The 11,833-nt window shown below is 70.5% G+C and carries 10 protein-coding genes and 1 other RNA gene; 6 read left to right on the top strand and 5 right to left on the bottom strand.

Annotation, left to right across the window (positions count from 1 at the left end; genetic code table 11):
- The first annotated feature begins 1 nt into the window (after position 1).
- From murD to AB0M48_RS08280, 5 genes are all read left to right on the top strand, one after another.
- The gene (murD, locus tag AB0M48_RS08300) at positions 2 to 1,375 is read left to right on the top strand and encodes a UDP-N-acetylmuramoyl-L-alanine--D-glutamate ligase (protein WP_363837177.1); all 1,374 of its coding nucleotides are present in this window, start codon (positions 2 to 4) and stop codon (positions 1,373 to 1,375) included.
- Between the two features lie 166 nt (positions 1,376 to 1,541).
- Positions 1,542 to 2,930, top strand: a complete 1,389-nt coding sequence (gene ftsW / locus AB0M48_RS08295) for a putative lipid II flippase FtsW (protein ID WP_363838315.1) — start codon at positions 1,542 to 1,544, stop codon at positions 2,928 to 2,930.
- 36 nt (positions 2,931 to 2,966) lie between these two features.
- On the top strand, positions 2,967 to 4,070 hold the full coding sequence (murG, locus tag AB0M48_RS08290) for an undecaprenyldiphospho-muramoylpentapeptide beta-N-acetylglucosaminyltransferase (protein WP_363837174.1): 1,104 nt from the start codon (positions 2,967 to 2,969) through the stop codon (positions 4,068 to 4,070).
- Positions 4,067 to 5,434: a UDP-N-acetylmuramate--L-alanine ligase gene (gene murC, locus AB0M48_RS08285; protein WP_363837172.1), complete on the top strand. Its 1,368-nt coding sequence runs from the start codon at positions 4,067 to 4,069 to the stop codon at positions 5,432 to 5,434. The genes murG and murC overlap by 4 nt, the downstream gene beginning before the upstream one ends.
- A complete protein-coding gene (locus AB0M48_RS08280) occupies positions 5,431 to 6,180 on the top strand; it encodes an FtsQ-type POTRA domain-containing protein (protein ID WP_363837168.1) in 750 nt (249 codons plus the stop codon). The genes murC and AB0M48_RS08280 overlap by 4 nt, the downstream gene beginning before the upstream one ends.
- A gap of 30 nt (positions 6,181 to 6,210) precedes the next feature.
- On the opposite strand, the gene AB0M48_RS08275 is transcribed toward AB0M48_RS08280, so the two are convergent.
- The 3 genes from AB0M48_RS08275 to AB0M48_RS08265 all read right to left on the bottom strand — a co-directional run bounded on the left by AB0M48_RS08275 (position 6,211) and on the right by AB0M48_RS08265 (position 7,309).
- Positions 6,211 to 6,699 carry a hypothetical protein gene (locus tag AB0M48_RS08275; RefSeq protein ID WP_363837165.1) on the bottom strand — a complete coding sequence of 163 codons (489 nt, stop codon included), beginning with the start codon at positions 6,697 to 6,699 and terminating at the stop codon, positions 6,211 to 6,213.
- A 138-nt stretch (positions 6,700 to 6,837) separates the two neighbouring features.
- Positions 6,838 to 6,963 (bottom strand): hypothetical protein, encoded by a 126-nt coding sequence (locus tag AB0M48_RS08270; protein WP_363837162.1) that lies wholly within the window; start codon positions 6,961 to 6,963, stop codon positions 6,838 to 6,840.
- Positions 6,964 to 7,117: 154 nt separating this feature from the next.
- Positions 7,118 to 7,309 (bottom strand): hypothetical protein, encoded by a 192-nt coding sequence (locus AB0M48_RS08265; protein WP_363837159.1) that lies wholly within the window; start codon positions 7,307 to 7,309, stop codon positions 7,118 to 7,120.
- 347 nt (positions 7,310 to 7,656) lie between these two features.
- Here AB0M48_RS08265 and ftsZ point away from each other — a divergent pair, with 347 nt between their 5' ends.
- Positions 7,657 to 8,994 carry a cell division protein FtsZ gene (ftsZ, locus tag AB0M48_RS08260; RefSeq protein WP_363837156.1) on the top strand — a complete coding sequence of 446 codons (1,338 nt, stop codon included), beginning with the start codon at positions 7,657 to 7,659 and terminating at the stop codon, positions 8,992 to 8,994.
- 651 nt (positions 8,995 to 9,645) lie between these two features.
- Here ftsZ and AB0M48_RS08255 read toward each other — a convergent pair.
- Together AB0M48_RS08255 and ffs are read right to left on the bottom strand one after the other, a co-directional pair.
- The gene (locus AB0M48_RS08255) at positions 9,646 to 11,694 is read right to left on the bottom strand and encodes a DNA polymerase III subunit gamma and tau (RefSeq protein ID WP_363837153.1); all 2,049 of its coding nucleotides are present in this window, start codon (positions 11,692 to 11,694) and stop codon (positions 9,646 to 9,648) included.
- A gap of 30 nt (positions 11,695 to 11,724) precedes the next feature.
- An RNA gene (gene ffs, locus AB0M48_RS08250) (signal recognition particle sRNA small type) lies at positions 11,725 to 11,821 on the bottom strand.
- Between the last annotated feature and the right edge of the window lie 12 nt (positions 11,822 to 11,833).

Raw genomic sequence — 11,833 nt, 5'->3', positions numbered from 1 at the left:
TATGACCAAGCTGGCCGGGACGAAGGTGCTGGTGGCCGGTGCTGGAGTGACCGGCCGGTCCGCCGCCGAGGCGTTGCTCGCGGCGGGCGCCGAGGTCGTGGTGACGGACTCGTCGCCGGAACGACTGGCGGCGTTGGAGACCCTGCTCGAAGGCGTGGAACTGGTGCCCGGACTGACGGAACCGCCGGCCGGCACCTCCCTCGTGGTCACTAGCCCCGGCTGGCAGCCGTCGAGCCCGTTGCTCGCGGCCGCCGCCGGGGCCGGCATCGAGGTGATCGGCGAGGTCGAACTGGCCTGGCGGATGGGCACCGAGCTCGCCGACCCGCCGGTGTGGCTCGCGGTGACGGGCACGAACGGCAAGACCACGACGGTCGGCATGCTGGAGTCGATCCTGCAGGCCGCCGGCGCGGACGCCGTGGCCTGCGGGAACGTCGGCCTGCCGGTCGTGGACGCGTTGCTGGCCGGGCGCCGGGTGCTCGCGGTGGAGCTGTCGAGCTTCCAGCTGTACTGGGCGCCTTCGGTGCGGCCTCAGGCGGGCGCGCTGCTCAACCTCGCCGAGGACCACCTCGACTGGCACGGCGGCATGGACGCCTACGCCGCGGCCAAGGCCCGGATCCTCACCGGTGACGTGGCGATCGGCTGGCTCGACGACGAGCTCGTCGGCGACCTGCTGGAGGCGTCGACCGCACGGGACCGGATCGGCTTCACGCTCGACGAACCCGAGGACGGCCAGCTCGGCGTGCGCGACGGCTGGCTGGTCGACCGCGCGTTCGCCGACGACGAGGCACTGGTCGAGGTCGCGAAGATCCGTCCGGCGGGCCCTCCCGGCATCGCGGACGCACTGGCCGCCACGGCCCTGGCGCGCGCGTACGGCGTGCCGTCCGAGGCCGTGCGCGAGGGCCTGGAGGCGTTCGAACCGGCCGCGCACCGCGCCGTGCTCGTCACCGTCGACGCCACGAACATCAGGTACGTCAACGACTCGAAGGCGACGAACCCGCACGCGGCCGTGGCGTCCCTGCGGGCGTTCGACAGCGTCGTCTGGATCGCCGGTGGGCTGCTCAAGGGCGCCTCGGTCGAGGAGATGGTGCGGACCGAGGCCCGCCGGCTGCGGGGCGCGGTGCTGATCGGCGCGGACCGGCAGGTCATCGCGGACGCGCTGGCGAAGCACGCGCCGGACGTGCCGGTGCGCTCGCTCGACCTCGCCGACGCCGACGATCCGATGCTCGACGTCGTGCGCGCCGCGCAGCAGCTCGCGCAGTCCGGTGACACGGTGCTGCTCGCGCCCGCGGCGGCGTCGATGGACATGTTCAGCGACTACGCGCACCGGGGGCAGGCGTTCACGGACGCCGTGAAGCGCCTCACGGGTGGCCGGTAGGGTTCGAAAGGACGGCCCGCTCCAGCGGAAGGGGCGACACGCCCCAGGAATCCCCGTTCGAGCGCTTGACACAGGAGACGATGCCCCGGTGACCGTCGTCGCCGACAAGCCGAGGAGCAAGCGGAAGGTTCGTCCCGCGGGCCGTGTCGCCTCGTTGCGCACCGGTATGACCTCGTGGCTCAGCCGCCCGCTCGCCGACTTCCACCTGTTGCTCGCGATCTTCGGCATGCTCACCGTGCTCGGCCTGGTGATGGTGCTGTCCGCGTCAGCGCCGGGACAGGTCGCGTCGGGCGTGTCCGCGTACAGCGTGTTCCAGAAGCAGCTGATCTACGTCTGCATCGGCGCGGTGCTGTTCTGGGTGATGCTGCGCTTCCCGTTGCGCAGGCTGCGGCACATCTCGACGGCCGCGATGGGCATCGGCGTGGTGTTGCTGGCGCTGGTGCTGACGCCGCTCGGTGACGTCCGCGGTGGCGCGCGCTCGTGGTTCACGCTCGGGCCCGTCTCCTTCCAGCCGATCGAGGCCGTGAAGCTCGCACTGGCGCTGTGGGGTGCGCACGTCCTGGTCACCAAGCGGGCGCTGCTGTCGCAGTACCGGCACCTGCTGGTGCCCGTCGTGCCGGTCGCGATGCTGGTGTTCGCGCTGGTCATGCTCCAGCCCGACCTCGGCGGCACGATCACGCTCGGCGTGGTGCTGATCAGCCTGCTGTGGTTCGTGGGCGCGCCGATGCGGTTGTTCGGCGTGATCGCCGCCGGCGCGGTGGCGGGCGCCGTCGTGCTCGCGATCGGTGCCACGTACCGGCTGCAGCGCGTGACGTCGTTCCTCAACCCCGACGCCGATCCCGACGGCGCCGGTCACCAGGCGCGGCAGGCGATGTTCGCGCTCGCCGACGGTGGCCTGTTCGGCAAGGGACTCGCACGGGGCAGCTCGCAGTGGCGGTACCTGCCCAATGTCGAGTCGGACTTCATCTTCGCCGTCATCGGCGAGGAGCTCGGGTTCGTCGGGTGCGGGCTGGTGCTGGTGCTGTTCGGCGGACTCGCGTGGGTCGGCCTGCGGATCGCGTCGCGCAACACCGACCCGTGGATCCGGATCGTGTCCGCGACCCTGACGGTGTGGCTCGTCGCGCAGGCCGCGATCAACATCGGCTACGTCGTGCAGCTGCTGCCCGTCACGGGCCTCACGCTGCCGATGATCTCCTCCGGCGGCACCTCGATCGTGACGACCATGATCGTGTTCGGCATCCTGGCGAACTGCGCCCGGCACGAGCCCGAGGCCGTGTCGGCGCTGCGGTCGCTCGGTCCCGGCCGCGTCGGCGGACTGCTCAGGCTGCCCGCTCCCGAGGCGTACCGGCCACCGGCCAAGCGCAAGCCGGTCCGTCCGTCCACGCCTCCCCGCGCACCAGGCCGTTCACGCACGCAGCAACTTCCGGTCATGGACGAACGTCGTATGGCTGGACGCTCCGCTCCACCTTCGGAGTACCGTCGCCGCGAATCGCGGCGCGCACAGGGCCGTTCTGAGCTTGGCCGGTCGACCCGCGGTCGCGGGCGATCCAACTGAATTGATCTTCAGCCAACACTATCTTCGGGAGAAGTCTTGACCGGGCACCCTGCCCCCAGTGGTCCGTGCGTCGTGGTAGCCGGCGGTGGTACCGCCGGACACATCGAGCCGGCACTGGCGCTGGCCGACGCGGTCATGCGGCTGCGGCCGGACGCGCGTGTCGTCGCGCTCGGCACCGAACGCGGCCTGGAGAACAAGATCGTGCCGGCTCGCGGGTACCCGCTGGAGCTGATCCCGCCGGTGCCGATGCCGCGCAAGCCCACCCTGGACCTGCTGAAGCTGCCGCTGAACGTGCGCAGCGCCGTGAAGCAGACGCGCGAGGTGCTGGAGCGCGTCGGCGCGGACGTCGTCGTCGGGTTCGGCGGCTACGTGGCGCTGCCCGCCTACCTGGCCGCGCGTGGCCGCATCCCGATCGTGGTGCACGAGGCGAACGCCAAGGCCGGTCTCGCGAACAAGGTCGGCGCCAAGTTCGCCGCGCACGTCGCCGCGGCGGTGCCGGACTCCGGGCTGATGGACGCTCAGATCATCGGCATCCCGCTGCGCCAGTCGATCACGTCGCTGGACCGCGCCGCGTTGCGCGACGAGGCCCGCCGGTTCTTCGGCCTGGACCCGCACGCGCCGGTGCTGCTGGTGTTCGGCGGTTCGCAGGGCGCGCGTTCGATCAACGAGGCCGTGGCGCCGGTCGCGGCGGAGTTCGCCCGTGCCGGCGTGGGTGTGCTGCACGCGTACGGGCCGAAGAACTCCGTTCAGGTGCAACAGTTCCCAGGCGCCCCGGCGTACGTGCCGGTGCCGTACCTGGAGCGCATGGACCTGGCGTACGCCGCCGCGGACGCCGTGCTGTGCCGTTCGGGCGCGATGACCGTCGCCGAGGTGTCGGCCGTCGGCCTGCCCGCGGTGTTCGTGCCGCTGCCCATCGGCAACGGTGAGCAGGCGCTGAACGCCGGCCCGGTCGTCTCCGCGGGCGGCGGCCTGCTGGTGCCGGACGCCGAGCTCACCCCGGAGAAGGTCGCCTCGCTGGTGGTGCCGCTGATGGCGGACCGCAACCGGCTCGCGCAGATGTCCCGCGCGACGCTCGGCACCGGCCGTCGTGAGGCGGACGAGATCCTGGCCCGCTCCGTTCTGGATGTGATCAAGAAATGACCCTCGAACGCGTTCACCTCGTCGGCATCGGTGGTGCCGGCATGAGCGGTATCGCCCGCATCCTGCTGGCGCGCGGCGTGCAGGTGTCCGGATCGGACGCCAAGGACTCGCGGACCGTGCTGGCCCTGCGCGCACAGGGGGCGCGGATCGCCGTCGGTCACGCCGCCTCGAACCTCGACCAGCTCGTCGGCGGTCCGACCGAGGTCGTGGTGTCGACCGCGATCAAGGACACGAACCCCGAGTACGCGTCGGCCCGTGAACGCGGCATCACCGTGCTGCGCCGTGCCGAGGCGCTCGCGGCGTTGATGGAAGACCACCGCGTCGTGTGCGTTGCCGGTACGCACGGCAAGACGTCGACCACGTCGATGCTCACCGTCGCGTTGCAGCACTGCCGGGTCGACCCGTCGTTCGCGATCGGTGGTGACCTGAACGAGTCCGGTGCCAACGCCCACCAGGGCACCGGTGGCGTGTTCGTGGCCGAGGCGGACGAGTCCGACGGCTCGTTCCTGTTCTTCTCGCCGTCCGTCGCCGTCGTGACGAACGTGGAGGCCGACCACCTCGACCACCACGGCACCGTCGAGGCCTACACGGCCGTGTTCGACTCGTTCCTGGAGCGGATCGTGCCGGGCGGCGTGCTGGTGTCCTGTGTGGACGATCCTGGAGCCGCTCGCCTGATCACCGAGGCTCGGTCGCGCGGGATCCGGGTGCGCGAGTACGGCCGTTCCGCGTCCGACGCGCGCCTCGTCGACTACAAGCCGCTGGAGTCCGGTGGCCTGGCGTCCGTCGAGATCGACGGCGTGGCCGTCGAGGTCCGGGTCGCGGTGCCGGGCGAGCACATGGCGTTGAACGCGATCGCCGCTCTGCTGGCCGGCCTGGAGCTCGGCGCGGACCAGGCCGGGCTGCTCGAAGGCCTCGCGGCGTTCGGTGGCGTGCGCCGGCGGTTCGAGTTCAAGGGCCGTGGCAAGGGCGTGTCGGTGTACGACGACTACGCGCACCACCCGACCGAGGTCGACGCACAGCTGCGTGCCGCGCGTCCGGTCGCCGGTGCGGGCCGAGTGATCGTGGTGTTCCAGCCGCACCTGTATTCGAGGACGCGTACGTTCGCCACGGAGTTCGCCGCCGCGTTGTCGCTGGCGGACGAGGTCGTCGTGCTGGACGTCTACGGTGCCCGCGAGGAGCCGGAACCCGGCGTGACCGGCGGCCTGATCGCCGAGCAGGTCACGGCTTCCGTGCACTACGAGCCGTCGTTCGACCGCGTTCCCCGGCTGGTGGCCTCGCTGGCGCGGGAGGGTGACCTGGTGGTGACCATGGGCGCCGGTGACGTGACGATGCTCGGCCCCGAGATCGTCAGCGCGCTGTCATGAGCGCACCGGTTCGTGGCAGGTCCACGCGAGCTCGCTCCGCGAACCGGAGACCGAAGAGCGCTGAGTACCGGGCGCGGCGCAGGGTGATCCTGCGCCGCCGCCTGGTGGCGCTGCTGACACTGCTTTCCGTGCTGGCACTGGCCTACTGCGTCTTCTTCACCCCGTTGCTCGGCGTCCGCCAGGTCGACGTCCGCGGCAACGGCGCGCTGACCGAGGACGAGGTCCGCGCCGTCGCGGCGATCGAGGCAGGCTCCCCGCTGGTCCGCCTGGACCTCAAGGAGATCCACGACCGCGTGGCCGGCATCCCGCGCGTCGCGGCCGTGGAGGTGGAACGCCTGCTCCCGGGCACGGTCCGGCTGCTGATCACCGAGCGCGCCCCGATCGGTTCGGTGAAGCTGCCCGACGGCTTCCACCTCGTCGACTCGACCGGCAAGGACTACGCGGTCCTCCCGGCCGCCGCGCCGGGCGTCCCGGAACTGGTGCTGACGCTGCCGTCGTCCTCGGACCCGGCCACTCGCGCCGTGGTCGGGGTCGTGAACGGGTTGCCGGAGAAGCTGCGGGCCGACGTGGTGTCGGTGGCGGCGACGACCGGTGCCGACGTGAAGCTGACGCTGTCGGGGAACCGCGTGGTGAAGTGGGGCAACTCCGACGACACGGCACGCAAGGCGGCCGTGCTGCTCGTGCTGCTCTCGCGGCCAGGCACGACCTACGACGTGTCGTCGCCGGACCTGGCCACGGTTTCCTAGCGCTCAGCTCTGGCGCTCAGCTCTTGGCGCTCAGCCGAGTGTCAGGTGGAAGCCCTGGTGCTTCGCGTCCTGCTCGGAGTGCCAGATGACGCCGCGGTTCGCGTTGCCGATCTTCGCGCCGTAGAGCCGTTGCCCTTCGGGGATGCCGCTGACGGTGAACCTGAAGGAGCACGAGCCGGTGCCGCCCAGCAGCGTGCCGACGCCGAGCACCTCGTTGTCCTGGTTCACGATCTCGACCTGCCCGCCGAGCGTGACGTCGGTGTAGCCACCGGCACCGCACTGGCCGTTGACGGTCATCGACCCGCTGATCGTGAACACGTTCGGCGAGGACGAGGTGGACGGCGAGGCCGGGCTCGCGCCGGCGGAGCGCAGCAGGTCGGGACCGGTGGCCCTGCCGAGTCCGAAGCCGAGCCCGCCCGCTGTCAGCGCCACCAGGGTGAAACCGACCGCGAGCCACGGTGGCCGGCGCTTCGGCGGTGATTCCGGTCCGATGGTCACTACCGGTGGAAGAGTTTCCACTGAGGTCCTTCAGTTCGAGGTCGTGCTCGTCATCGTCGTGGTGCCGGTGGTCGTGACGGCGTCGGGAAACGGCGGGGCCGCCGGTGCGAGGACCGGTGAATCGGTTGGGAGCACAAAGGATTCTCCTGATGTTTCGCGTCAGCCGTTCGGCCTCAGCCGCGCCATCGCGACCCGTGCGACGAGGCTGCCCAGCCTGCTCGTGACGAGTTCCAGGACGATCGCTTCGACGACGAGCGAACGCACGGACGCGGGTGCGGGTGCCAAGACATGCCTCCTGGTGATGAACGACTACCGTGCTCATCGGACTGCCACTCGCGGTATTAGCCGGATCGGTCGTTGTCACCCGAAGGAAGTACTTCAGGTTCGCCTGATCGTCCACAAGAGACGATCGGTGTCGGATAAGTGCGATGCGGGGGCCTCACGCGCCACGATCGAACTGAAGGTCGAGGGCCTCGGATGCCGACGCGACGCGGGCGGTGCCGCCCTCGAAGCTGGCGACCGCGGCCGGCGAGGTGAAGCGCACCCCGTCGACGAGACCGCCCGCCAAGCCGGCCATCTGGACGTGGCCCGGGAGTTGCTGGACGGCACCGTCGGGGCCTAGACCGCTCATGCCATGAGCACGGGGGTGTCCCCAGGAGGGCGAGCCGGCGGGCGGCGCCGACGGAAAATCGTCGATAGGGCGGGCGAGACGATCTCCGATTCGAGGTCCGACTAGGCTTGGGGTGCGTCGTACTCAGGACCGTGCGCGCTACTTGACGGCACGACCGGGGAGTAGTAGCGCACAGTGTTGGGACCCTACGGCGTGGCTGCTGGACCGACGCACCGCTGGTGCTTACCGTCCAACAGGAACATATGGGGTTGACATAACTCTGGGCCTCGATGAGAGGTCGAGAGTTGCAATCCGGGTGCATCACACCCTGCACCACAGCGCGGACCACGATCAGGAAGGCGGATCCGATGACGCCCCCGCACAACTACCTCGCGGTGATCAAGGTCGTCGGCATCGGTGGTGGCGGTGTCAACGCCGTCAACCGCATGATCGAGGTCGGGCTGAAGGGCGTCGAGTTCATCGCGGTGAACACCGACGCCCAGGCCTTGCTGATGTCTGATGCCGACGTGAAGCTCGACATCGGCCGCGAGTTGACCCGCGGCCTCGGTGCCGGCGCGAACCCCGAGGTCGGGCACAGGGCCGCCGAAGACCACCGCGAGGAGATCGAGGAGGTCCTCAAGGGGGCCGACATGGTCTTCGTCACCGCAGGTGAGGGCGGTGGCACGGGCACCGGCGGTGCGCCGGTGGTGGCCTCGATCGCCCGCAAGCTCGGCGCACTGACCATCGGTGTCGTGACGCGCCCGTTCTCCTTCGAGGGCAAGCGCCGCGCCAAGCAGGCCGAAGACGGCATCCAGGCGCTGCGCAACGAGTGCGACACGCTCATCGTCATCCCGAACGACCGGCTGCTGCAGCTCGGCGACATCGGCGTGAGCCTGATGGACGCCTTCCGCTCCGCGGACGAGGTGCTCCTGTCCGGCGTCCAGGGCATCACCGACCTGATCACGACCCCCGGTCTGATCAACCTGGACTTCGCCGACGTCAAGTCGGTCATGTCCGGCGCGGGCTCGGCGTTGATGGGCATCGGCTCGGCAAGAGGAGAGGGCCGAGCGGTGCAAGCCGCGCAGAAGGCCATCAACTCGCCCCTGCTGGAAGCCTCGATGGAGGGCGCGCACGGCGTCCTGCTGTCCATCGCCGGCGGCTCCGACCTGGGGTTGTTCGAGATCAACGAGTCGGCCTCGCTGGTCCAGGAGGCCGCGCACCCCGACGCGAACATCATCTTCGGTACGGTCATCGACGACTCCCTGGGCGACGAGGTCCGGGTCACGGTGATCGCGGCCGGCTTCGACAGCGGAGGCCCGACCCACAAGAAGCTGGAGCCGACGGCGTTGTCCTCGCCGCCTCGGACGGCTACCGGGCCGATTGCTTCCGCCACGGCCACGCCTACCCACGTGCAGCAGCCGGTGGCTCAGACTCCGCCGCCCGTTCAGGCTCCTGTTCAGCCTCCGGTCCAGCCTCAGGTCCAGCCGCCGGTTCAGCCTCAGGTTCAGGCCGAGGTTCGGCAGGCTCCGCCTGTGCAGCAGCCTCCTGCAACGGTGCCGCCTCAGCCTTCGCCGGCTCAGGGGAACGGGTACGCGTCCTCGGTGCCTCGGTCCTTGTCCCCTAACGGGTCGCTGCCTTCTCGGCCGGTGCCGGTTACCGAGGACCCCGACGATGAGGTGGATGTGCCGCCGTTCATGCGGCGGTGAAGTGCTGATCTTGTCGGACCCCCTGAGTAGCGTTTGGGCTCAGGGGGTCCTTCTTTTGGGGGGCGCCTGCGTCAGCTTGGGTTGGTGTGGGTGGCGCCTTGCGGGTGGTCGGCCTTGCGATCCGCGACTGAGTGGGTGGTCACCTTGCGGGCGGCAACTTGCGTTGCGTGCTTCCCCTGGGGCTCTGCCCCAGACCCCGGCAATCTGATCAGGGGGTCCACGCCACGCGCGGGTTGATGGCACGCCTGTCGCGTTGGGCGGCCGCCGGTTGCTTAGAGGGTTGCGGTGGCGGTGGGGTCCCACCACGAGCCGAGCCAAGAGCGGGCCACAAGCAGGTAGGGGTGTCAACTCGACGAAAAGCGTGTCGAGTTGACACCCCTACTCACATGCAGCAAGAGCTGTGGCACGACTCGTGACGAAGCCACCCCACCCAGACCTCTTGGTAAAGACGGCTCGCCTTCGGCGTCGCTTGAGTGTCAGACCCCGTCGCTATGTTGGGTCGCGGGGGATCCAAATCCGAAGGGGACCCCTGCGTGAGCGTGCGTTGGGCGTCGCTCTTGGGTGCGGCTAGGCCTTCCACCGGGCGGCTAGGCCTTCTTCGGAGGGTGGCTAGGCCCCTTTCACCGGCTTCTAGGCCCCTTTCACGGGCTGCTAGGCCTTTTTCAGGGGGCGGGCGCCTAGTTCGTCTGCCAGTAGTTGGAGCATTACCGACTCCGGGTCCTTGGCCTGGACCTCGTTCACCGTGCCTGGGTCTGCCGGGCGGGCGGCCTCGGCCAGCATTGCTTCTTCGTCGTCCGGTTCCGGCGGGAGCGGGTCGTCGGGCTCCGGGGGCTCCGGCGGGGGTGGGACGTCGTCCACCGGTGGGCGCGGGGCCTGGGTTTGTTGTGGTTCTGGCTGGGGGCGGGCCTGTTGGTTCTGCGCCTGGCTGGGGCGGGTCGGGGCCGGGCGGGCCGCCTTTGTCTGGGTTGCCTGTTGCGGGGTGGCGCCTGGGGTGCCGTGGGTGCAGCGGACCTGCCAGGTGCCGCCCAGCACTGTGGACAGGGCTGCGGCGATCGCCTCGGTGTTGCGGGGCTCGGCCAGGCGGCGGGCCAGCGGGGGCGAGGTGTGGGTGATCGTCACCACGTTGCCGTCGACCTCGCCGACTGTGGCGTTGGTCAGCATCGCCTCGGTGCTGCGGCTGGACGCGCGGACCGCGGCCAGCAGTTCCGACCAGATTCGGCGCACCGCCGTGGCGTCCATGCCACCGGAAGCCGAGGACGAAGGGGAAGGAACAGAAGGAGCTGCGGCTGCGGGCTGCGGGGGTGCGGCGGCGGCTGGTGCGGCTGCCGGGGGTGGGGTCGCGGGAGCCGGAGTGGGCGCTGCTGCCGGTGCCGGGGTGGCGGCCGGTGCGGGCTGGGCCGCGACTGGGGTCGGGGCTGCTCGCTGGGGTTCCGGCTGGGGCGGGGCCTGGTCTGCCGGTTGCTGGGACCTGCGGGTGAAGACCGGGCCGCCGGCCGGTGCCGCGGCGGCCGAGGGGTCGCCCGAGGTGGCCCCGATGGCTGCCGGTGGGCGGCGTTCCAGCTGTTCGAGGCGTTGGAGCAGGGCTGCTTCGGACTGGCTCACCGACGGCAGGAGCATTCGGGAGACGAGTAGTTCCAGCAGCAGGCGGGGGGCGGTGGCGCCCCGCATGTCGACCAGGCCCTGGTGGACGATCTCGGCGTAGCGGGTCAGGGCTGCCGGGCCGATTCGTTCTGCCTGGGCCGACATCGTGGCCAGTTCGTCCTCCGGGGCGCTGACCAGGTTGCGGTCCGCTGCGTCGGGGACCGCGCAGAGCAGGACCAGGTCGCGGAGGCGGTCCAGCAGGTCTGAGGCGAAGCGGCGGGGGTCGTGGCCGGCGTCGACCAGGCGGTCGATGGTGCCGTAGACCGCGGCGCCGTCGCCTGCGGAGAGGCCGTCGACCACGTCGTTGATCAGGGCCGAGTCGGTGACGCCCAGGAGCGAGATGGCTCGCTCGTACTTCACGCCGTCGGGGCCCGCGCCGGAGAGGAGCTGGTCCATGACGGACTGGGTGTCTCGGGCCGAGCCGCCGCCCGCGCGGATCACCAGCGGGAAGACGGAGGGTTCCACCGCCACGCCTTCCGCGGCGCAGTTGCGTTCCAGCAGGGAGCGCATGACGCCGGGCGGGATCAGGCGGAACGGGTAGTGGTGCGTGCGCGAGCGGATGGTCGGGAGGACCTTGTCCGGCTCGGTCGTGGCGAAGATGAAGATCAGGTGCTCCGGCGGCTCCTCCACGATCTTCAGCAGGGCGTTGAAGCCCTGCGTGGTGACCATGTGCGCCTCGTCGATGATGAAGACGCGGTACTTGGACTCGGCCGGGGCGTAGAAGGCCTTGTCACGCAGGTCGCGGGCGTCTTCCACACCACCGTGCGAGGCCGCGTCGAGTTCGACGACGTCGACGCTGCCGGTGCCGTTCGGGGCGAGGCCGATGCAGCTGTTGCACTCGCCGCACGGATCGGGCGTCGGGCCCTTCACGCAGTTGAGCGAGCGGGCCAGGATGCGGGCCGAAGACGTCTTGCCGCAGCCGCGCGGGCCCGAGAACAGGTAGGCGTGGTTCACCCGGCCTGCCGACAGGGCGACGCGCAGCGGGTCGGTCACGTGCTCCTGGCCAACGACCTCGGAGAACGTGGCCGGACGGTACTTGCGATACAGAGCGAGCGCCACGCCGCAGACAGTACCGGTGGACCCCGACACAAAAAGGGGACCCCGTGCACCCACCAGAGCCCGCTTATCCTTGCTGCCTTCCGGCCCTGGGGAGGTTCGCGAGATGTGTGCCGCACGAGGTCCGACGCAAGTGTAGCGA

The organism is Lentzea sp. NPDC051208, from assembly GCF_040682435.1.
GTDB classification, from domain to species: Bacteria; Actinomycetota; Actinomycetes; order Mycobacteriales; family Pseudonocardiaceae; genus Lentzea; species Lentzea kristufekii.
This window is presented reverse-complemented; position numbering and strand designations above follow the sequence as displayed.

Bases quoted from the DNA above. Each gene is read 5' to 3' on its own strand.
- murD (WP_363837177.1), top strand. From the start codon at position 2: ATGACCAAGCTGGCCGGGACGAAGGTGCTGGTGGCCGGTGCTGGAGTG.
- ftsW (WP_363838315.1), top strand. From the start codon at position 1,542: ATGACCTCGTGGCTCAGCCGCCCGCTCGCCGACTTCCACCTGTTGCTC.
- murC (WP_363837172.1), top strand. From the start codon at position 4,067: ATGACCCTCGAACGCGTTCACCTCGTCGGCATCGGTGGTGCCGGCATG.
- AB0M48_RS08280 (WP_363837168.1), top strand. From the start codon at position 5,431: ATGAGCGCACCGGTTCGTGGCAGGTCCACGCGAGCTCGCTCCGCGAAC.
- AB0M48_RS08265 (WP_363837159.1), bottom strand. From the start codon at position 7,309: ATGAGCGGTCTAGGCCCCGACGGTGCCGTCCAGCAACTCCCGGGCCAC.
- ftsZ (WP_363837156.1), top strand. From the start codon at position 7,657: ATGACGCCCCCGCACAACTACCTCGCGGTGATCAAGGTCGTCGGCATC.